The organism is Streptomyces sp. NPDC053541, from assembly GCF_044544705.1.
In the GTDB taxonomy this organism is placed as follows: domain Bacteria; phylum Actinomycetota; class Actinomycetes; order Streptomycetales; family Streptomycetaceae; genus Streptomyces.
This window is the reverse complement of sequence record NZ_JBITXM010000012.1, coordinates 307,283-327,922: the sequence shown is the minus strand read 5'-3', so window position 1 is coordinate 327,922 and position 20,640 is coordinate 307,283. Positions and strand designations below refer to the sequence as shown.

The following is a 20,640-nucleotide window of genomic DNA, read 5'->3' as shown; positions in this document are numbered from 1 at the left end:
GGGGGCATGGGGCACGATGGGCGCCCGCACGTCCGTACTCGCCAGTAGGAGCCAGCATGTCCGAGCCGACCCCCGAGATCCTCGCCGCTTTCGAGGCCGCGAAGGGCTTCATGCCGGTGAAGGAAGGGCTCGCGCTGTACGCGGCGGCCGCGGAGGCGGCGCGGCTCGGGCTGCCGCTCCTGGAGGTCGGCACGTACTGCGGGCGCTCGACCATCCTGCTCGCGGACGTGGCCCGGGCGGCCGGGACCGTCGCCGTGACCGTCGACCACCACCGGGGCAGCGAGGAGCAGCAGCCGGGCTGGGAGTACCACGACCCGACCGTGGTGGACCCGGAGGTCGGCCTGATGGACACGCTGCCGACCTTCCGGCGCACCCTGCGCAAGGCCGGTCTGGAGGAGCACGTGATCGCGGTCGTGGGACGTTCGCCGCAGGTGGCGGCGGTCTGGGGCGGACAGCTCGGCTTCGTGTTCATCGACGGCGGGCACACCGACGAGCACGCCACGGGCGACTACGAGGGCTGGGCGCCGAAGGTCGCGCCCGGCGGCCTGCTGGTGATCCACGACGTGTTCCCGAACCCGGAGGACGGCGGCCAGGCCCCGTACCGGATCTATCTGCGCGCCCTGGAGTCCGGCGACTTCGAGGAGGTCTCGGTCACGGACTCGCTGCGGGTGCTGCGCCGCCGCTGACCCGTAGGGGACGGTGCACGTCCCGTACGGGAAGGCGAACGCCCCTTGCGGGACGCCGAAGGCCCGTACGGGACGGCGGAGGGCCCGGACGCCCATCGGGGTGTCCGGGCCCTCCGCAAGGGCGACCCTCTCGTACGGCGACTAGTACAGCGAGGTCACGTACAGGCAGTTGGTGTAGCTGTAGCCGGACTCGATCTTGGCCGTGCTGCCCTTCTTCACCTCGGCCGAGCTGCGCGTGCTGTCCCGCTTCTGGAGCATCTGGTACGAGCCCGGGGGCAGCGTCAGGGTCCGCTTCGGGTACTTCGACGACGGGCCCGAGCAGGGCTTGATGCCCGACTTCGGGATCACGATGCCCGGGTAGGCCTTGCAGCTGCCGCAGGCCGGGAGGGTGACGCGGCCGGTCACGGGGCCGGTGTAGAGGAGCTCGACCTCGCCCGGGCCGTCGTTGCTGATGACCATCACCATGCCGGAGCCGTCGGCGGTCGCGGCGGAGGGCAGCTTGTTCCCCGCCGCCGGGGTCTCCTCGGCGATCTCGGCGGCGATGGCGATGTTGCGCGCCTGCGGGGTCTGCGGGCTCGACGGGTACGCCTTGACGTACTCGTTCATCGTCGCGAGCGCCTCGGTGAACTCCTTCTTCTTGAACTGGTCGACGCCGCACGCGAAGTCGCCGCGCTGGATCGACCGGTCCACGTCCTTCCCCAGGGACGCGAAGGACGCCGGCGGCAGCAGGCCCACCGTGGTGTCGATGCGGCGCAGCTCCTCGGCCGTGCCGCAGGGCGCGACGCCCAGCGCCTGGTCGCGGGCGCGCAGCACCTCGCGCAGCGTGGGCTGGACCTTCGCCGTGAACGGCGACTGCGGGAAGGTGCTCATCAGGGCGTTGAGGTGGTCGGCCGAGGACTTCTCCTGGCCGGTCGTGCCGACGGTGCGCGTGCCGCACTCGAACCAGGACTCCGCCAGCGGCTCGTCGGCCCGCCCGACGAGACCGCCGAGCAGCTTGCGGTCCACGGTCTCGGGCAGCGCGCGCAGGTGCTGGAGCGCGGGGACGGCCCGGCAGTAGTCCTTCTTGGCGTACGGGGCGGAGACCGACGTGTAGTACGCCTGGAGGCGGTCGGGCACGAGCTTCCCGGCGCGCGAGCCGGCGTGCTCCGTGCCGATCCGGCGGTAGGTGTCGAGGGCGGAGCGGTAGGTGGCCTCGACGCTCGTGAAGCTCTGGCCCTCGGAGTCCTTCACCAGCTTGTCGGCGGCGGCCAGCTGTTCGAGCAGCCGCTGCTCGCGCGCCTCGTCGCGGGCCGCGCCGTAGGCGAAGCCGCCGCCCACCGGCACCGCGAACAGCACGAGCGCCAGCGGCAGGACGAGGCCCTGGCGGGCCGAGGCCCAGGGGGCGAGCGGGGTGCGGCGGGCCCGGCGCAGCACGTCCAGGGCGGCGAGGACGAGGAAGACGCCGTACGCGACGAGGACGCCGGCCGGGATGCCGTCGGGGTCGGCGGGCAGGACCGCGACGACCAGGGCGACGGTGGCGGCCCAGCACACGACGGCGCCGACCCACTGGCGCAGGACGACGTAGCCGAGGCCGAGGCCGGACAGGTTGAGCAGCGCGGCGGCCACGGCGGCCGGCCAGGGCTGCGGCGGCGGAGGCGGCCCGGCGGGCGCGAACCCCGGACCGGCGAACCCGGGCGGCGGGAAGGCGCCCGCCGGTCCGGGCAGGGCGCCGAGCTGCAGCGTGCCGTCCGGCGGCGCGGGCACGGCGCCGTACACGGGTGGGTGCGCGGGCGGCGGCGGAGGCGGCGTCTGGGGTGCCTGGGGTGCTTGGTGCTGGTGGGGCACCTGGGGTGCCTGGGGCTGCTGCGGCACGTGCGGCGCTTGGGGTGCCTGGGGCTGCTGCGGTATGTGCGGTGCTTGCGGCTGCTGCGAGGCCTGGGGCTGCTGAGGCGCCTGGGGCTGCTCCGGAATGCGGGGCCGCTCCGGCGCGACCCGCGGGTCCGGCACCGGTGGCCGGGCGTCCTGCGGCTCGACGGCGTCCTGCGGCTCGACGGCGTCCCGGGGCTCCGCGTCCCTGGGTTCGGCGTCCCTGGGCCCGCCGGGCCCACCGGGGCCGGTGTACTCCCAGGGTGACGGATGTCTCCCCGCGCTGCCGTGGTGGTCGTGTTCTTCCCCCGCCACAGGTCCCCCCTCGTGGTCGTGTGATGGGTCGTCTCATGGTCGCGCAGCCGTCACCCTCGTGCGGCACCGGGCCCCCCGGGGCGGCGCGGCCGTTTCCCCCACTTACCCTTCACCTTCCTCTCACACACGTGACGGGCGTTCGGTTCCGTCCTCCCCCCTCCTCCTTCTCCCCCCTTCTCCCTCCTCCTCGCCCCTCCTCGGTTCCGCTACGGGCATTCCGGCTCCGGAGCGCCTACAGTCGCGGGGTGCCGAACGACCGCCGAAAGCCCCTCGCGCCCGCCCCGCCCGTCACGCCCGTCACCCTGCCCCTCGCCGTACCGCCGGCCCTGACCCTGGCCCTGACCCTGGTCCTGACCCTGACCGGGTGCGGCGGGGCCGCCGCGCCGGCGACGCAGGCCGGGCACGGTGGGGACGCCAAGGCCGCCCCCACCGTCACCTCGGGCGGGACGCCGGGCGCGGCGCCCGCGTCCTCCTCCGCGCTGCCGCTCGCCGGGCGGACGGTGGTCGTCGACCCGGGGCACAATCCGGGAAATTTCCGGCACACCTCGGACATCAACAAGAAGGTGGACATCGGCACCGCGCGCAAGGAGTGCGACACCACCGGCACGGCCACGAACGGCGGCTACACCGAGGCCGCCTTCACCCTCGATGTTTCACACCGTCTTCGCGACCTCCTCGAAAAGCAGGGCGCGAAGGTGCTCCTGGTACACGACGCCGACCGCCCCTACGGGCCGTGCATCGACGAGCGGGCCGCGTTCGGCAACGCGGCGAAGGCCGACGCCGTGGTCTCGGTGCACGCCGACGGCTCGGCCGTCGGCCACCGCGGCTTCCACGTGATCCTGCCCGCCCGGGTGAGCGGCGGCGGCGCCGACACCGCGAAGATCGTGGGCCCGTCCCGTACCCTCGGCGAGAAGCTCGTCACGCGTTTCGCCCGCGCCACCGGCACGCGGCCCGCCAACTACATCGGATCCGGCACCGGGTTGGACGTCCGTGACGATCTCGGGGGTCTCAATCTGTCGACCGTTCCCAAGGTCTTCCTCGAATGCGGCAATATGCGTGATCCGAAGGACGCCGCACTGCTGACGGACGCAGCGTGGCGCCAGAAGGCGGCGTGGGGGATCGCGGACGGCATCGGGGCCTACCTCCAGGGGTAGGCCCGAGGAGCGATCGGGCGAACGATAGATTCGCTCCGTACGATGGGGCGCCCCCCGTGCTTCGCGCCACTCCGACGAGACGACCCGACGAAGGACTCCTTACGTGAATATCCGCTCCCTCACCCGAGGCGATGGCGTGCTGATCGGCGCAGCGGTGGTGCTGTTCATCGCCTCGTTCCTCGGCATCTCCGGCTGTGACGCCCCGGGCAACTACTGCGACAGCTACGACGCGGCGTTCTCGTGGGAGATCTCGCCGCTCGGCTGGGGCTCCTTCCTGCTGGGCATCGCCGGCGCCGCGCTCGTCGTGCTCTCGCGCGCCCTGCCGCAGCCGCGCAAGGTGGCCGGTCTGGAGCTCGGCCAGGTCGGCACGGCCTTCAGCGTGGCCGCCGCCTGGACCATCCTGATGTGGGTCTTCGAGTCGGCGAACGTCGGTGCCGGCCTGGTCCTGGGCCTGATCGCCGCGCTGGCGGGCGCCGCCGGCGCGATCGCGGGCCCGCTGGTCCCGGCCCTGCAGGCCCCGCTGCTCGGCGCCCCGAAGCCGCAGACCCCGCAGCCGTACGGCATGCAGCCCGGCCAGCCGGGTCAGCCGGGCGTCCCCGGTGGCTACGGCTACCCGGGCGCCCAGCAGGCCCCGGCCCCGTACGGCGCGCAGCCCGACCCGTCGCTCGGCGGCCAGCCGTACGGCGCCCAGCCGCAGCCGGCCCCGGGTCCGCAGGACGCCGCCCCGCAGCAGGCGCAGACCGCGGCGCAGGCGCCGGCCGGCGACTTCGCCCCGTTCTGGTTCGCGGTCCCGGCGGCCCGCCCGCTGTACGCGGAGGACGGCTCGGCGGCGCCGATCGCCGAGCTGGCCCCGGGCACGTGGTACCTGGCGGTCGAGCAGCGCGGCCAGGCGCTGGTCGCGCAGACCCAGGACGGGCGCCGCGGCGTCCTCCAGGACACCACCGGCATCCAGCGCGGCTGACCCCGCCGCCCCCTTCGGGGCCCGGTTCACCCTCCAGCGGCCCTCCGCCCGGATCCCTTCCGGGCGGGGGGCCGTTGGCGTACAGTGCGCACCGCACCGGCGAACTGACGATCCGTCAGCATCGGGGAAAGGCGGCGCGGCATGCGACTCGGACTCGCCCTCGGCTACTGGGGCCGCGGCCCCTCCCCGGACCGTCTCGCGCTCGCCCGCGAGGCCGAGGAGCTGGGCTACGACTCGGTGTGGACCGCCGAGGCCTGGGGTTCCGACGCCTTCACCGCGCTCACCTGGATCGCCGCGCACACCTCGCGGATCCGGCTCGGCACGGCGGTGGCGCAGATGGCCGCGCGCACCCCGACCGCGACCGCGATGCACGCGCTCACCCTCGACCACCTGTCCGGCGGGCGCCTGACGCTCGGCCTCGGGCTGTCCGGTCCGCAGGTCGTCGAGGGCTGGTACGGGCGGCCGTTCCCGCGCTCGCCGCTCACCGCGACCCGTGAGTACGTGGACGTGGTGCGGCAGGTGCTGCGCCGCGAGGGCCCGGTCGTCCTGGACGGGCGCTACCACCCGCATCCGTACGACGGCCCGGACGGCACCGGCCTGGGCAAGCCGCTCCGGCCGATCGCCCACCCGCTGCGGGCGGACCTGCCGGTGCTGCTGGGCGCCGAGGGGCCGAAGAACATCGCGCAGACGCTGCGGATCGCCGACGGCTGGCTGCCGCTCTACTGGTCGCCCACCCGCTGGGCCGAGGTCTACGCGCTGCCGGAGGCCCTGCCGAAGGGCTTCGTCGTGGCGCCGCTGGTGCGGGCCCAGGTGTGCGCGGACGTCTCCGCGGGACTGCTGCCGGTGAAGGCGATGCTCGGCTTCTACATCGGCGGGATGGGGCACGCGGCCCGGAACTTCCACGCGGACCTGATGGGGCGCATGGGGTACGGGGCGGAGGCGCGGCGGATCCGGGAGCTGTTCGCGGCGGGGCGGCGCGAGGAGGCGGTGCTGGCCGTGCCGGACGCCTTCGCCGACGAGATCTCGCTGGTCGGGCCGCGGCAGCGGATCGCGCGGCGGCTCGCCGCATGGCGCGCGGGCCCGGTGACGGACCTGCTGGTCACGGCACCGGACCCGGCGACGCTCCGCGTGCTCGCGGAGCTGAACCGCGGGTGAGGGGGCTCAGCCTCCGCTGAGCTGGGAGGCGCTCGGCACCTTGTCGACGACCTCGGCGCCGGCGCTCTTGCCGGCGTCCTTCACGCCGTTGATGACCGACTCGAAGGAACCGACGTCGGCGTCGGTGGCCTCGCCCTTGCGCAGCTTGGTGCCGAGGTCCTTCAGGGAGTCGATGCCGGCGCTGAGCGGCGCGACCGCCTTGGAGAGCAGCGGGTCGCCCTTGGCGTTGTTCACGGCGGCCTTGAGCCGGTTGTAGGTGAAGGCGCCCGCGAGGCCGGCCTTGACGAGCGCGAAGGTGCGTCCGTCGGCGCCCTTCTTGAACTTGCCCGCGCGGTACGGCTTCACGATCCACTGGTAGGTGGCACCGGCCGCGAGGCCCGCGTTGGCGACGAATCGGGTCTTGGCCAGCTTCTGCTTCTCGAAGCTCGCCGAGGCGGTCGGCGTGGAGTCGGCGCTGGTCGTCATGGACTGCTCGCTGTCGCCGCCGCAGGCGGCGGTCGTGACGAGCAGCGCGCCGGACAGGAACAGCGCGACGACGGCACGGCGCGCGCGCATGAGGCTGGGCACGGTGGACCTCCCTGGGGACTGTGCCGCCAGCCTCACCCGGGCGCGCGGCACGCGCACCCGGGGTCCGCCAGGGGGGTGACCGGCCGGGAGGGGCCGGGTCGGGCCCGGAAGAGACGGTCTAGCCGCAGCAGTCGGGTTCCAGGCCGCGCGGCAGGCGTTCGCCGCCGAAGACCGCGACCGTCGCCTCCTCGCCGCCGAGGGCCGCGACCGCGAGCAGCAGCGAGCCGGCGGTCCAGGTGGTCTGCTCCTCCGGCCAGACCGCGCGGTTGCCCTCGAAGACGTAACCCGTCCAGTAGTTGCCGTTGTCCGCGCGCAGGTGCCCGATGGAGGTGAGGATGTCCAGGGCCCGGTCGGACTCCCCCATCGCCCAGAGGGTGAGGGCGAGTTCGCAGCTCTCGCCGCCGGTGACCCAGGGGTTGGGCAGCACGCAGCGCACGCCGAGGCCGGGGACGACGAAGTCGTCCCAGCGCGCGTCGATGCGGGCCTTGGCCTCGGCGCCGGTGACCGCGCCGCCGAGGACCGGGTAGTACCAGTCCATGGAGTAGCGGGACTTGTCGAGGAAGCGCTCGGGGTGGCTGCGTACGGCGTGGCCGAGCGCGCCGGCCGCGAGCTCCCAGTCCGGCTGCGGCTCCTCGCGCGCCTCGGCGATCGCCAGGGCGCAGCGCAGCGCCTGGTGGATGGAGGAGCTGCCGGTGAGCAGGGCGTCGGCGACGGGGGTGCCGTCGGCCTCGCGCTTCCAGCCGATCTGCCCGCCGGGCTGCTGGAGCCCGAGGACGAACTCGACGGCCGCGTAGACCACCGGCCACATGCGGTCGAGGAAGGCGTCGTCGCCGGTCGCGAGGTAGTGGTGCCAGACGCCGACGGCGACGTACGCGACGAAGTTGGACTCGCGCCCGCGGTCGGTGACGTCGTCCGGGTCGCCGTCGCGGTAGGCGGCGTACCAGGACCCGTCGGCGTTCTGGTGCCGGGCGAGCCACTCGTAGGCGCGGCGGGCGGCCTCGTGCTCGCCCGCGGTGTCCAGGGCCATGGCGGCCTCGGTGTGGTCCCACGGGTCCAGGTGGTGCCCGCGGAACCACGGTATGGCGCCGTCCTCGCGCTGGACGGCGAGGATGCCGGCGACGGTCGCGGCGGCCTGTTCGGCGGTGAGGACACCGGGGAGCACGAGGTGCTCCGCGATCCGCTCGGGAGAGGTCACTGGGCGTCGGCCTTCACGGCGTCGGCCTTCTCGGCGCCGGCCTTCGCGGCGTCCGCGGGCAGGTGCGGCTTGGTCGCGTAGGCCACGAAGCTCTTGCCGACGACCGGGTTGAGCAGCTGCTCGGCGACCCGGGTCAGGGCGGGCTTCTTCATGATGTCCCAGACCAGGAGCTTGTGGTACGCGCGGACCGGCAGGGCCTTGTCGTTGTCGACGCCGAAGGCGCACTTGAGCCACCAGTACGGGGCGTGCAGCGCGTGGGCGTGGTGGGTGCCGTAGGGCTTGAGGCCGGCCTGGCGCATCTTGGCGAGGAGTTCGTCGGCCTTGTAGATGCGGATGTGGCCGCCCTCGACCTCGTGGTACTCGTCGGAGAGCGCCCAGCAGACCTTCTCGGGGCCGTAGCGCGGGACGGTGACGGCGATCCGGCCGCCGGGCTTGAGGACCCGGACCATCTCGGCGAGCACGCCCTTGTCGTCCGGGATGTGCTCCATGACCTCGGAGATGATGACGACGTCGAAGGACTCGTCGGGGAAGGGCAGGTTGAGCGCGTCGCCCTCCATGGCGGTGGCGGTGGCCCCGGCGGGGGCCTCGCCGGCCTCCTTCATGGCGGCGAACCACTTGGCGACCTCGCGGATCTCCTCGCCGTTCTGGTCGAGGGCGACGACCTGCGCGCCGCGCCGGTAGCACTCGAAGGCGTGCCGGCCCCCGCCACAGCCCAGGTCGAGCACGCGGTCGCCGGGGGCGAGCGGGAAGCGGGTGAAGTCGACGGTCAGCACGGCGTCTGCCTTTCGGGGGCTGCTACGGGGGCGATCGAGGGGTACGGGGCGGGGCGCGGGTCAGGAGCGGCGTGCGGCGGCCTGTCGGGCCACGGCCTCCCGGTACAGCTCCGCGGTGCCCTGGGCGGCGCGGGCCCAGGTGAAGCGGTCGAGGACCCGGGCGCGGCCGGCGTGGCCGAGGCGGGCGCGCAGCTCGCCGTCGCCGAGGACCCGGCCGAGGGCAGCGGCGAGCGCGCCGGCGTCGCCGGTGGGCACGGCGAGGCAGGTCTCGCCGTCGGGTCCGGCGACCTCGGGGATGGCGCCGCCGGTGGTGGCGACCAGCGGGGTGCCGGTGGCCATGCCCTCGGCGGCGGGCAGCGAGAAGCCCTCGTACAGCGAGGGCACGCAGGCGACCTGGGCGGAGCGGTAGAGGTCGACGAGTTCGGCGTCGCTGATGCCCTTGACGAAGCGGACGGCGCCGTCGAGCCCGTACCGCTCGATGGCCTGGGCGACGGGCCCGTCCTCGGCGCGCTTGCCGACGACGACGAGGTGGGCGTCGGGGTGCTCGGTGCGCAGCTTGGCGAGCGCCTCGATCAGGTAGACCAGGCCCTTGAGGGGGACGTCGGCGCTGGAGGTGGTGACGATCCGGCCGGGGACCTCGGGGACGGAGGGGTCCGGGGACCACAGCTCGGTGTCGGCGCCGATGTGGACGACCTTGATGCGGTCCTCGCGGACGCCCAGGTGCTCGATGATCTCCTGGCGCGAGGTGCCGGAGACGGTGAGGACCGAGGGCAGCCGGCGGGCGACCCGCTTCTGCATGCGGGTGAAGGCGTACCAGCGGCGGACGGAGGCGCGGCGCTTCCAGTCGGCGGCGGCGTCGAGTTCGAGCCGCCGGTCGACGGTGATCGGGTGGTGGATGGTGGTGACCAGCGGGGCGCCGAGGGCGCGGGGGCCGCCGAGGAGTCCGTACCCGAGGGTCTGGTTGTCGTGGACGACGTCGAAGGCGCCGCGGCGGGCGGCGAGCATGCGCCGGGCGCGCAGCGAGAAGGTCAGCGGCTCGGGGAAGCCGCCGGTCCACATGGTGGCGACCTCCAGGGCGTCGATCCAGTCCCGGTACTCCTCGCGCGCGGGGGTGCGGAAGGGGTCGGGCTGGCGGTAGAGGTCGAGGCTGGCGATCTCGGTGAGGGACAGCCCGTCGAGTCCTTCGCCCTCGTCGAGGACGGGGTAGGGCTGGGAGCCGATGACCTCCACGCTGTGCCCGAGGCGGGCGAGCTCGCGGGAGAGGTGGCGGACGTAGACGCCCTGGCCGCCGCAGAAGGGGTTGCCCTTGTACGTGAGGAGAGCGATCCGCAACGGACGGTCACCGCCCGGGCCGGCACCCTGTCGGGGGCTTGCCTCTATGGCCTCCGCGGTCAACTGGGACCCCCTTCGAGCGTGCTTTTCGCGGGAGCGTAACCGCCCGCGCTAATCTAGAACAAGTTGCAGACTTGATCGTTCTCGATCCTTCGAGGAGCACAGAATCTACCGGCAGGTAGCTCCTTGGTGAGATCCGGAACAGGTGATTCGCGCCACGGCGGCGGCCGGGCCCATACTGACGCTCCGCCATCGCACCGCACCGCACGGCACCGCACGGAACGGGACCTCATGAGCGTGGAAGACAGACCTGCGTCGCCGCCCCTGACCGAACGCCAGGAGGCGCGCCGCCGGCGCATCCTGGGCGCCAGCGCCCAGCTGGCCGGGCGGGGCGGTTTCGACGCCGTACAGATGCGGGAGGTCGCGGAGGCGGCCGGAGTGGCGCTCGGCACGCTCTACCGCTACTTCCCGTCCAAGATCCACCTGCTGGTCGCCACCATGCAGGACCAGCTCCAGCACATGCACACGACCCTGCGGAAGCGTCCGCCGGCCGGCGACGACCCGGCCGAGCGGGTGGCCGAGACGCTGATGCGGGCCTTCCGGGCGCTGCAGCGCGAGCCGCAGCTCGCCGACGCCATGGTGCGGGCGCTGACCTTCGCGGACCGCAGCGTGAGCCCCGAGGTGGACACCGTGTCGCGGCTGACGACGGCGATCATCCTGGACGCGATGGGGACGGAGCACCCGACGCCGGAGCAGCTGTCGGCGGTGCGGGTGATCGAGCACACCTGGCACTCGGCGCTGATCACCTGGCTGTCGGGGCGGGCCTCGATCGCACAGGTGAAGATCGACATCGAGACGGTCTGCCGGCTGATCGACCTGACCGCGCCGGCGCCCGCGCCCGGGCCCGCGGGGGGCTCCGGGCGCGGCTGACCCGCCGGCGGACGCCGGCTCCGGGGTCAGGAGGTCTTCGGCGGGGCCACGGACTTGAGGGCCTCGCCGCAGGCGGGCTTGGAGTCGGTGGCGATGAACATGACCAGCTTGAGCGCGCCCATGTTGTGCGCCTTCAGCACCCACGTGCCCTTGTTGAGGCTCTTGATGGTGGTGCCGGCCTGGTCGATGCTCTGCCCCTCCTTCCAGCCCTCCTTGCCGAGCGCGGCGACCGTCTCGGTGTAGGACTTCTTCGGGTCGGTGGCCTTCTTGCCGTCGGCGTTCCACATGACCATGCACTGCTCGGTGCCGGCCGGCACCTGGTCGGCGGCGGGGTCCTGCTGGAGGCCGGCGCCGGTCGCGGCGGTCTCGATCTCCTGCTTCACGTCGTCCGCCGACAGCTCCTCGCCGCCGCCCGCTCCCGAACCGCCGCTCGCCCCGGCCGAGACGGAGCCCGAGGAGGACGAACCGCCCTTGTCGGACCCGCCGTTGCTCCCGCAGCCCGCCACCAGCAACACCACACCGGCAGCCGCGGCCACCATCTTCGCCTTGCGCACAATTCTCCCAAACACGTGCGCACGAAGGCCCCTTGCCCCCGTGATCGAGGCAGTAGTTTTGCATAAGGGAAGCAGGCACGGCCGCGCTACTCCTCGGGCGGGAACACCGGTTCCCCGCCATCCGCCAGGGTGATCGTGATCGCCTCCACGGGGCAGCCCTCCGCCGCCGCGAGGACGCGCTCGTTCGCGTCCGACTCCGGCTCGCGCGGGTGGGACTGGCGGGCCGGGTCGAGGCGGAAGGCGGCCGGGGCGTGGTTGACGCACATGCCGGAGCCGATGCAGACGGCCCGGTCGACCTCGACGTGCCAGCGGTCGCCCATCACCGCTCCCCGTAGCCGGCCGGGAGGTGGATCATCTTGTGCTCCAGGTACGCCGACAGGCCCTCGGGGCCGAACTCCCGTCCCACGCCGCTGTTCTTGTAGCCGCCGAAGGGGCCGAGCATGTCGAGGCTGAAGGTGTTGACGTTGAAGGTGCCGGTGCGGACCTTGCGGGCGAAGTCGACGCCGTGCTCGACGTCGCCGGTCCAGACGCTGCCGGACAGGCCGTAGTCGGAGTCGTTCGCGATCCGCAGGGCCTCGTCCTCGTCGCCGTACGGCAGCAGGCAGATGACCGGTCCGAAGATCTCCTCGCGGGCGATCCGCATCGAGTTGTCGACGCCGCCGAAGAGGGTCGGCTCCACGTACCAGCCGCGCTCCAGGCCGGCCGGGCGGCCGCCGCCGGTGAGCACCTTGGCGCCCTCGGCCTGGCCGATGCCGATGTAGTCGAGGGAGCGCCGCTGCTGGCGCCGGGCGACCAGCGGGCCGACCTGGGTGGCCGGGTCGAGCGGGTCGCCGACCACGAGCGCGCCGGCCGCGGCGGCGAGGGCCTCGGCGAGCTCCTCGTAGCGGGAGCGGGGGGCGAGGATCCGGGTCTGGGCCACGCAGGCCTGCCCGTTGTTCATCCAGGCGGCCGGGACGATGCCGGCGACGGCGGTCGCCACGTCGGCGTCGGGCAGGATCACGGCGGCGGACTTGCCGCCGAGTTCGAGGGTGACCCGGGTGAGGTTGCGGGCGGCGACCTCCATCACGCGCTTGCCGGCGGCGACGGAGCCGGTGAAGGAGACCTTGTCGACGCCGGGGTGCCCGACCAGGTACTCGCTGACCTCGCGGTCGGCCGGGAGGATGCTGAGCACCCCCTCCGGCAGCCCGGCGTCGGCGGCGATCTCGCCGAGGATGTACGAGTCGAGCGGGGCCTCCGGCGAGGGCTTGAGGATCGCCGTGCAGCCGGCGAGCAGCGCGGGCCCGAGCTTGGCGGCGGCGGTGAACTGCGGCACGTTCCACGGCACGACGGCCGCGACCACCCCGACCGGCTCGCGCCGCACCAGCAGCGGCCCGAGGACACCGGCGCGCCGCTCCTCGTAGGCGTACTGCCGGGCGACGGTGATCGCGGAGTCCCAGACCATCATCGCGCCGAGCGCCTGGGCGAGCACGGACCAGGAGTACGGGGAGCCGTTCTGGGCGCTGATCGAGCGGGCGATCTCCTCGTGCCGGACCGCGATCGCGTCCTTGATCCGTCCGACGACCTCGATCCGCTCCTCCAGCGTCATCCGCGGCCAGGGCCCCTCGTCGAAGGCCCGCCGCGCGGCGGCCACGGCCCGGTCGACGTCGGCCTCGGCGGCGTGCGGGACGCGCCCGATGACCTCCTCGGTGTGCGGGGAGACCACCTCGATGACGCCCTCGCCGAGCGGATCGGTCAACGCGCCGCCGATGAACAGTTTTCCGTGCTCCACAAGCTCGGTCATGACCGACTGCCTCCCGGAACCCGCGCCGCTGCGGACGATTCTGACGATGCTTCAGAACTGATACCAGTTCTAGTTATGATGGGCAACGGTCGGGTACGGTCCGCGAAGTCCCGTCACGCCGCAGAGAGATGAGGACGCTCATGACCCAGGTGGCCGAGACGGTGACCGAACACGGCGGTGGCGTCTGGTCGTTGCGGGTGCCGATCCCGGACAACCCGCTCGGGCACACCCTGGTGCACGTCCTCGACACCGATCGCGGGCCGGTGCTCGTGGACACCGGCTGGGACGATCCCGCGTCCTGGGCCGAGCTCGGCGCGGGCCTCGCGGTCCTCGGGCTCTCCCCCGCCGACGTGCACGGGGTCGTCGTCACCCACCACCACCCCGACCACCACGGCCTGTCCGGCCGGGTGCGCGAGGCCTCCGGGGCCTGGATCGCCATGCACGCCGCCGACATCGCCGTGGTCCGCCGCACCCACGAGTCCGCGCCCGGCACCTGGCTCGACTATCTGGCCCGCAAGCTCGCCGCCGTCGGCGCCCCCGAGGAGCACCTCGCCCCGCTGCGCGCCGCCCGCGCCGCCGGCGGGCGGATGCGCACCCTGCCCGGGCTGCGTTCCGCGCTGCCCGACCGGGAGATCGTGCCGGGCGAGCTGCTCGACCTGGCCGGGCGGCGGCTGCGCGCGGTGTGGACGCCGGGCCACACCCCCGGCCACGTCTGCCTCCACCTGGAGGAGGAGCACCCCGCCGGGCTGCCGGGCCACGGCCGGCTGTTCTCCGGCGACCACCTGCTCCCCGGCATCAGCCCGCACATCGGGCTGTACGAGGACCCCGACGAGGCCACCGTCACCGACCCGCTCGGCGACTACCTCGACTCCCTCGAACGGATCGGGCGGCTCGGCGTCGCCGAGGTCCTCCCGGCCCACCAGCACGCCTTCGCCGACGCGGCGGGCCGGGTCCGCGCCCTCCTCGCCCACCACGAGGAGCGCCTCGGCGGCCTGCTCGCGCTGCTCGCCACGCCCCTCACCCCCTGGCAGCTCGCCGAGCGCATGGAGTGGAACCGCCCCTGGGACCGCATCCCGCACGGCTCGCGCACCATCGCCGTCAGCGAGGCCGAGGCGCACCTGCGGCGCCTGGTGAAGCTGGGCCGGGCGGAGGCGGTGGCCGGCACGGACCCGGTGGCCTACGTGGCGGTCCGAGGCCGCGCGGTGTGACGCACGGCGCCCCCGGGGCGCCGGGACCCGGCCGGTAAAGTGGGCGGTCGTCGTCATGCCCGTCCAGGGGGAAGCCGGTGGAAGTCCGGCGCCGCCCCGTCCCCTCGCCCGGTGCCGCGCGCGGGCCGGGGGCGCCCCGCCCCGCGCCGCCCACCCGGGTGGCGGGAGCGATCGCCCGGTACGGGACATGAGCGCCGGCACCGTCGAGGAACACGGCGCCGGAGGCCGGGCCCCCGGGGCCCCGGTGTCCGGTGCCCGCAGGAGAGGGACCCATGATCAGCGTTCGCCGCGCCGCCGCCGCACTCGCGGCCGGTGCCGTGCTCAGCACCACCGCCGCCACCGTGGCCGCCGCCGCGCCCTCGCCGACCCCCTCCCCGGCCAAGGTCCCGGCCGGGCTCTACGGCACCACCGACCCCACCTACGACGGCGTCTGGCGCCAGTCGCTGGCCTTCCTCGCCCAGCGCGGCTCCGGCATCCAGCCCGCCGACCGGGCCGTCGACTGGCTGCTCGGCCAGCAGTGCGCCAACGGCGCCTTCGCCTCGTACCGCCCCGACCCGGCCGCGGCCTGCGACGCCAAGACCATGCTGGACAGCAACGCCACCGCCGTCGCCGTGCAGGCGCTCGACGCGGTCAAGCGGCAGTCCGCCGACCCGGCGAAGGCCGAGAAGGCCGCCAAGGCCGGCGCCGCCTGGCTGAAGAGCGTGCAGAACAAGGACGGCGGCTGGAGCTTCACCCCGGGCGGCCCCAGCGACGCCAACTCCACCTCGATCGTCATCGGCGCGTTCGCCGCCACCGGCGAGCAGCCCGGTGGGGTGAAGTCCGCCGACGGCAAGACCCCGTACGACGCCCTGCTCACCTTCGCGCTCCCGTGCACCGAGAAGGACGGCCCGGGCGCCTTCGCCTACCAGCCCGACAAGGCCGGCAAGCTGCTCGCCAACGCCGACGCGACGGCCGCCGCCACCCTGGCCGGCCTCGGCAAGGGCATCACCGCCCGCGGCGCCCAGCCCCAGCAGCGGCCCGTCTGCACCGACCCGTCCGCGAAGCCGACGCCCGAGCGGGCCGCCCTCAACGGCGCCTCCTACCTCGCCGCTCAGCTCGCCCGGACCGGCCACCTCGACACCCCTCCGATGCCCGGCGCCGCGGCCGGCAGCGCCGCGCTGCCCGACTACGGCAACACCGCCGACGCCGTCGTGGCGCTCGCCGCCGCCGGGGCCAGGAAGGAGGCCACCGCCTCCCTCGCCTGGCTGGAGAAGAACGCCGCCGACTGGGCCAAGGCCAACGGCCCCGCCGCCTACGCCCAGCTGGTCTTCGCCGCGCACGCCATGGACACCGACCCGCGCAGCTTCGGCAGCACCGACCTCCTGGAGCAGCTGAACGCGACCGGCCCGGCCCCCAAGGCGCCCGACAACTCGCAGGCCTCCGCGGGCGCCGGCGAGGACGAGGGCGGCTTCGACGTGTGGTGGATCATCGGCATCGGCACGGTCGTCGGCGTCGGCATCGGCTTCCTGCTCAGCGGCCGCAAGAAGTGAGGACCGGGCTCGCCGCGGGGCTCGGCGCCGCGCTCGTGACGCTCGCCGCGGCCGTCCCCGCCCAGGCCGCGGGGACCGGCTACCGCTACTGGTCCTTCTGGGAGGACCGGGGCACCACCTGGACCTACGCCACCCAGGGCCCGGCGACCGCCCGGCCCGCCGACGGCGACACGATCGGCTTCCGCTTCGCCGTCAGCCGGGACGCCGCCGACGCCACCCGCCCCACCGCCGTACCCGACTTCACCCGGATCTGCTCGGGCGTCGGACCGGAGGCCGGGACGAAGCGGGTCGCCGTGGTCATCGACTTCGGACGCCCCGAGGACGCCCCCGAGGGCGAGCGGCCGCCGGCCCCGGCGCTGCGCACCGCGTGCCCGCGGGTCGGGGAGGACGCGACCGCCGCCGAGGCGCTGGCCGCCGTCGCCAAGCCGCTGCGCTACGACGCCAACGCGCTGCTCTGCGGCATCGCCGGCTACCCGGCGCGGGGCTGCGGCGAGCAGGTCGCCCTGCCGGAGTCGAAGCCCGCCGGAGCCACCCCCGGCACCGGCACCCCCGCACCCGCGGCCTCCGGCTCCGCGACCGCGTCCGGTTCCGCTTCCTCCTCCGATGCCGCTTCCGGTTCCGATTCCGGCGGCCCGTCCGTGGGTCTCGTCGCGGGCGGCGCCGCGGTGCTGCTGCTCGGCGCGGCGGGCGTCTGGCAGGCCCGCCGCCGGCGCGGATGACGCCGCTCGGCGCACCCGGCGGGACCCCCGCCCCGGCCGGCCGGCTGCGCGCGCCGGTGGCGAGCCGGGCGAACGCCCTGCACCCCGGGGCCTGGTGGCTGTGGGCCCTCGGCCTCGCCGTGGCCGCCTCCCGCACCAGCAACCCGCTGCTCCTCGGGCTGGTCGTCGGCGTGGCCGGCTACGTGGTGGCCGTGCGCCGCACCGACGCGCCGTGGGCCCGCTCGTACGGCGCCTTCGTGAAGCTGGGCCTGGCCGTCGTCGGCATCCGGCTGGTCTTCTCGCTGCTCCTCGGCTCGCCGGTCCCGGGCGCGCACCTGCTGGTCACGCTGCCCGAGGTGCCGCTGCCCGACTGGGCCCAGGGCATCCGGATCGGCGGCCGGGTGACCGCCGAGCAGCTGGTGTTCGCGCTCTACGACGGCCTGCGGCTGGCGGCCCTGCTGATCTGCGTGGGCGCGGCGAACGCGCTGGCCAACCCCTCGCGGCTGCTCAAGTCGCTGCCGGGCGCGCTGTACGAGGTGGGGGTCGCCGTGGTCGTCGCGATGACCTTCGCCCCGCACCTGGTCCAGGACGTGGTGCGGCTGCGCACCGCCCGGCGGCTGCGCGGCCGGCCCACCGGCGGGGTGCGGGCGCTGCTCCGGATCGGCCTGCCGGTGCTGGAGGGCGCCCTGGAACGCTCGGTGGCGGTGGCGGCGTCGATGGACGCGCGGGGCTACGGGCGGACGGCCCGGGTGCCGGCCGCGGTGCGGCGCACCACCCATGTGCTCACCCTGGGCGGGCTGCTCGGGGTGTGCGCCGGTTCGTACGGCCTGCTGGCCGCGCAGGGCGCCGGCTACGGGCTGCCGCTGCTGGTGGCGGGGCTGCTCGCGGCGGTCGCCGGGCTGCGGCTGGGCGGCCGGCGCACGGTCCGCACCCGCTACCGGCCGGACCGCTGGGGCGCGCGGGCGTGGCTGGTCGCCGGCTCGGGGGTGGCGGTGGCCGCCCTGGTGACCTGGTCGGGCGCGGCGGTGCCGGGGGCGATGCGCCCCGGGGTGGTCCCGCTCACGGCCCCCGAGCTGCCGGTGTGGCCGGCGCTGTCCGTCCTCGTGGGGCTGCTGCCCGCGTTCGTGGCCCCGGTGCCGGAGGAGAGTGTGCGTCCGTGATCCGCTTCGAGAACGTCTCGGTGACCTACGACGGCGAGTCCGCACCCACCCTGAAGGACGTGGACCTGACCGTGCCGGAGGGCGAGCTGGTGCTCCTCGTCGGCCCCTCGGGCGTCGGCAAGTCCACCCTGCTCGGGGCCGTGTCCGGGCTCGTCCCGCACTTCACGGGCGGCACGCTGCGGGGCCGGGTGACGGTCGACGGGCGCGACACCCGCACGCATCCGCCGCGCGAGCTGGCGGACGTGGTGGGCACGGTGGGTCAGGACCCGCGGGCCCACTTCGTCACCGACACGGTCGAGGACGAGCTCGCCTACGGCATGGAGTCGCTGGGCCTCGCCCCCGCCGTGATGCGCCGCCGGGTCGAGGAGACGCTCGACCTGCTCGGCCTCGCCGAGCTGCGCGACCGCCCGATCGCCACCCTCTCCGGCGGCCAGCAGCAGCGCGTCGCCATCGGCTCCGTGCTCACCCCGCACCCCCGGGTCCTGGTCCTCGACGAACCGACCTCGGCCCTGGACCCCTCGGCGGCCGAGGACGTCCTCGCCGTGCTCCAGCGCCTGGTCCACGACCTGGGCACGACGGTCCTGATGGCGGAGCACCGCCTGGAGCGGGTGGTGCAGTACGCGGACCGGGTGCTGCTGCTGCCGGAGGCCGTCATGGGTCCGCCGGCCGAGATGATGGGCGTCTCCCCCATCCACCCGCCGGTGGTCGCCCTCGGCCGTGCGGCGGGCTGGTCCCCGCTGCCGCTGACGGTGCGGGACGCGCGCCGGGCGGCGGGCCCGCTGAAGCGGAGGCTGGCCGGGCGCGTCCCGCCGGCCGCCCCGGCCCCCGCTCCCGCTCCTCTCGTCCCGGGCGGCGCCCTTCCCGGGGCGGCCGCCGCGCCCGTACCCGAGGCGCGCGGGCTCTTCCGGCGGCGGCGCACCGCACCGCGGGCCCCCGGACCGGCGCAGGCCCCCGCTCCGGACGCCCCGCTCGTGGACGTCTCCCGGCTGGCCGTCCGGCGCGGACGCGTCGAGGCGCTGCGCCAGGTCACCCTCCGGGTCGCCGCCGGCGAGACCGTCGCCCTCATGGGGCGGAACGGGGCCGGGAAGTCCACCCTGCTCGGCACGCTGGTCGGCACGGTCGCGCCCACCTCCGGGAGCGTGCGGGTCGCCGGGCTGACCCCGCACACCACCGATCCGCGGCGGATGGTCCGGACGGTCGGCCTGGTCCCGCAGGAGCCGAGGGACCTGCTGTACGCGGACACGGTCGCCGCCGAGTGCGCGGCGGCCGACGCCGACGCGGGGGCGGCGCCCGGAAGCTGCCGGGAGCTGGTGTCCGAGCTGCTGCCGGGCGTGGCGGACGACACGCATCCCCGGGACCTCTCGGAGGGGCAGCGCCTCGCCCTCGCGCTCGCCGTCGTGCTGACCGCCCGGCCCCCGCTGCTCCTGCTCGACGAGCCGACCCGGGGTCTCGACTACGCGGCGAAGGCCCGGCTGGTCGCCCGGCTGCGGCTGCTGGCCCGGGAGGGCCGCGCGATCGTCCTGGCCACGCACGACGTGGAGCTGGCCGCCGAGCTCGCGCACCGTGTCGTCATCGTCGCGGGCGGTGAGGTCGTCGCCGACGGCCCGACCGCCGAGGTCGTGGTCTCCTCGCCGGCGTTCTCGCCGCAGGTCGCGAAGGTCCTCGCGCCGGAGCCGTGGCTCACGGTCGAGCAGGTCGAGGAGGCACTGCGCGCATGACCTCCCGTCCCGCCGCCTCCCGCTCCACGCCCTCCTGCCCGGGTCCCGCGAGCCCGGGTCCCGTGCGCCCCGGCCGCACGCCCTCCCGTCCTGAGACTCCCCCTCCGGCGGCTGCCCGTCCCGTCCGGCTCGGGCCGCGTTCGGTCGCCGCCCTGCTCCTGGTCTCCTTCGTGGGGCTCGTCGGCGTCGGCTGGCCGCTGTTCGCCGACGCGGGCTCGGCCGTCACCGACCACGCCGCCGACGCCCCCTGGCTGTTCGCCCTCGTCCTGCCGCTGCTCATCGCGGTCGTCGTGGCCACGATCGCCGACTGCGGCATGGACGCGAAGGCGGTGGCGATGCTGGGGGTGCTGGCCGCCGTCGGGGCGGCGCTGCGGCCGATCGGCGCCGGGACGGCCGGCCTGGAGCCGATGTTCTTCCTGATGGTGCTGAGCGGCCGGGTGCTCGGCCCCGGCTTCGGCTTCGTCCTCGGCGCGGTGACCATGTTCGCGTCCGCCCTGCTCACCGGCGGGGTGGGGCCCTGGATGCCGACCCAGATGCTGGCGATGGGCTGGTTCGCGATGGGCGCGGGCCTGCTGCCGGGCCCGGACCGGCTGCGCGGGCGCCGGGAGCTGGTGCTGCTCGCCGGATACGGCTTCGTGGCGGCCTTCGCGTACGGCACGATCACCAACCTGTACGGGTGGGTGACCGTCGGCGGCATGGACCAGGCGATCTCCTTCCGGCCGGGCGAGCCGGTGCGGGAGAACCTGGTGCGCTTCCTGGCGTACGTGATCGCCACCTCGCTCGGCTGGGACCTGGGGCGCGCGCTGCTCACCGTGGTGCTGACGCTGACGGCCGGCGGGGCGCTGCTGCGGGCCCTGCGGCGGGCCACCCGGCGGGCGAACTTCGAGGCCCAGGTCACATTCGAGGGCCCCGGAACGGGCCTGCGGGGTGAGGCGCCTCATAGGACCCAGGTCACGTACGACGTGGAATAGTAGGGTCCCGCAGCCCGCGCAAAACGGTCCATAGGGGGACGGGACCCGTGGAAACAGGGGGCTCCGGGCGCTTCCGGGCGTGGATCCGGCGGCCCGGGCCGGGGCGGCC

19 protein-coding genes are annotated in these 20,640 nt (G+C 74.9%); 11 read left to right on the top strand and 8 right to left on the bottom strand.

What is annotated here, in order from left to right:
- Positions 1-56: 56 nt before the first annotated feature.
- Positions 57-686: a class I SAM-dependent methyltransferase gene (locus tag ACIGW2_RS30220; RefSeq protein ID WP_361587672.1), complete on the top strand. Its 630-nt coding sequence runs from the start codon at positions 57-59 to the stop codon at positions 684-686.
- A gap of 141 nt (positions 687-827) precedes the next feature.
- On the opposite strand, the gene ACIGW2_RS30215 is transcribed toward ACIGW2_RS30220, so the two are convergent.
- Positions 828-2,429 carry a hypothetical protein gene (locus ACIGW2_RS30215; protein WP_399847109.1) on the bottom strand — a complete coding sequence of 534 codons (1,602 nt, stop codon included), beginning with the start codon at positions 2,427-2,429 and terminating at the stop codon, positions 828-830.
- Positions 2,430-3,091: 662 nt separating this feature from the next.
- Here ACIGW2_RS30215 and ACIGW2_RS30210 point away from each other — a divergent pair.
- The 3 genes from ACIGW2_RS30210 to ACIGW2_RS30200 all read left to right on the top strand — a co-directional run bounded on the left by ACIGW2_RS30210 (position 3,092) and on the right by ACIGW2_RS30200 (position 6,116).
- Complete coding sequence (locus ACIGW2_RS30210; protein ID WP_399847107.1) at positions 3,092-4,000, top strand: N-acetylmuramoyl-L-alanine amidase; 909 nt, start codon at positions 3,092-3,094, stop codon at positions 3,998-4,000.
- 103 nt (positions 4,001-4,103) lie between these two features.
- Positions 4,104-4,961: a hypothetical protein gene (locus ACIGW2_RS30205; protein WP_356070189.1), complete on the top strand. Its 858-nt coding sequence runs from the start codon at positions 4,104-4,106 to the stop codon at positions 4,959-4,961.
- Between the two features lie 141 nt (positions 4,962-5,102).
- Entirely contained in the window at positions 5,103-6,116 is a 1,014-nt protein-coding gene (locus ACIGW2_RS30200) for an LLM class F420-dependent oxidoreductase (protein ID WP_399847106.1), read from the top strand.
- A 6-nt stretch (positions 6,117-6,122) separates the two neighbouring features.
- On the opposite strand, the gene ACIGW2_RS30195 is transcribed toward ACIGW2_RS30200, so the two are convergent.
- The 4 genes from ACIGW2_RS30195 to ACIGW2_RS30180 all read right to left on the bottom strand — a co-directional run bounded on the left by ACIGW2_RS30195 (position 6,123) and on the right by ACIGW2_RS30180 (position 10,046).
- On the bottom strand, positions 6,123-6,683 hold the full coding sequence (locus ACIGW2_RS30195; protein WP_391654377.1) for a hypothetical protein: 561 nt from the start codon (positions 6,681-6,683) through the stop codon (positions 6,123-6,125).
- 118 nt (positions 6,684-6,801) lie between these two features.
- Positions 6,802-7,878, bottom strand: coding sequence for a prenyltransferase/squalene oxidase repeat-containing protein (locus ACIGW2_RS30190; protein WP_361587679.1), 1,077 nt, complete (start codon positions 7,876-7,878; stop codon positions 6,802-6,804).
- Entirely contained in the window at positions 7,875-8,651 is a 777-nt protein-coding gene (locus ACIGW2_RS30185; protein WP_399847104.1) for a class I SAM-dependent methyltransferase, read from the bottom strand. Before ACIGW2_RS30185 ends, ACIGW2_RS30190 begins: the two co-directional genes overlap by 4 nt.
- 60 nt (positions 8,652-8,711) lie before the next feature.
- A complete protein-coding gene (locus ACIGW2_RS30180) occupies positions 8,712-10,046 on the bottom strand; it encodes a glycosyltransferase family 4 protein (RefSeq protein ID WP_391654375.1) in 1,335 nt (444 codons plus the stop codon).
- A gap of 228 nt (positions 10,047-10,274) precedes the next feature.
- Between ACIGW2_RS30180 and ACIGW2_RS30175 the strand changes: the two genes are divergently transcribed.
- Positions 10,275-10,913, top strand: coding sequence for a TetR family transcriptional regulator (locus tag ACIGW2_RS30175; protein WP_391654374.1), 639 nt, complete (start codon positions 10,275-10,277; stop codon positions 10,911-10,913).
- A 26-nt stretch (positions 10,914-10,939) separates the two neighbouring features.
- On the opposite strand, the gene ACIGW2_RS30170 is transcribed toward ACIGW2_RS30175, so the two are convergent.
- From ACIGW2_RS30170 to ACIGW2_RS30160, 3 genes are all read right to left on the bottom strand, one after another.
- Positions 10,940-11,482: a hypothetical protein gene (locus ACIGW2_RS30170; RefSeq protein ID WP_399847102.1), complete on the bottom strand. Its 543-nt coding sequence runs from the start codon at positions 11,480-11,482 to the stop codon at positions 10,940-10,942.
- A gap of 71 nt (positions 11,483-11,553) precedes the next feature.
- On the bottom strand, positions 11,554-11,787 hold the full coding sequence (locus ACIGW2_RS30165; RefSeq protein WP_356070171.1) for a ferredoxin: 234 nt from the start codon (positions 11,785-11,787) through the stop codon (positions 11,554-11,556).
- Positions 11,787-13,247, bottom strand: a complete 1,461-nt coding sequence (locus ACIGW2_RS30160; protein ID WP_391654372.1) for an aldehyde dehydrogenase — start codon at positions 13,245-13,247, stop codon at positions 11,787-11,789. The genes ACIGW2_RS30165 and ACIGW2_RS30160 overlap by 1 nt, the downstream gene beginning before the upstream one ends.
- Positions 13,248-13,387: 140 nt before the next feature.
- On the opposite strand from ACIGW2_RS30160, the gene ACIGW2_RS30155 reads away from it, so the two are divergent.
- The 6 genes from ACIGW2_RS30155 (at position 13,388) to ACIGW2_RS30130 (ending at position 20,531) form a co-directional block, all read left to right on the top strand.
- Positions 13,388-14,455 carry an MBL fold metallo-hydrolase gene (locus tag ACIGW2_RS30155; RefSeq protein WP_399847100.1) on the top strand — a complete coding sequence of 356 codons (1,068 nt, stop codon included), beginning with the start codon at positions 13,388-13,390 and terminating at the stop codon, positions 14,453-14,455.
- A 272-nt stretch (positions 14,456-14,727) separates the two neighbouring features.
- A complete protein-coding gene (locus tag ACIGW2_RS30150) occupies positions 14,728-15,984 on the top strand; it encodes a prenyltransferase/squalene oxidase repeat-containing protein (RefSeq protein WP_399847098.1) in 1,257 nt (418 codons plus the stop codon).
- Positions 15,981-16,703 (top strand): SCO2322 family protein, encoded by a 723-nt coding sequence (locus ACIGW2_RS30145; RefSeq protein WP_399847096.1) that lies wholly within the window; start codon positions 15,981-15,983, stop codon positions 16,701-16,703. The genes ACIGW2_RS30150 and ACIGW2_RS30145 overlap by 4 nt, the downstream gene beginning before the upstream one ends.
- Positions 16,700-17,842 (top strand): energy-coupling factor transporter transmembrane component T, encoded by a 1,143-nt coding sequence (locus ACIGW2_RS30140; protein ID WP_399847095.1) that lies wholly within the window; start codon positions 16,700-16,702, stop codon positions 17,840-17,842. Before ACIGW2_RS30145 ends, ACIGW2_RS30140 begins: the two co-directional genes overlap by 4 nt.
- Positions 17,839-19,560: an ABC transporter ATP-binding protein gene (locus ACIGW2_RS30135; RefSeq protein WP_391654367.1), complete on the top strand. Its 1,722-nt coding sequence runs from the start codon at positions 17,839-17,841 to the stop codon at positions 19,558-19,560. Before ACIGW2_RS30140 ends, ACIGW2_RS30135 begins: the two co-directional genes overlap by 4 nt.
- Positions 19,557-20,531: an ECF transporter S component gene (locus ACIGW2_RS30130; protein WP_391654365.1), complete on the top strand. Its 975-nt coding sequence runs from the start codon at positions 19,557-19,559 to the stop codon at positions 20,529-20,531. Before ACIGW2_RS30135 ends, ACIGW2_RS30130 begins: the two co-directional genes overlap by 4 nt.
- The last annotated feature ends 109 nt before the right edge of the window (positions 20,532-20,640 follow it).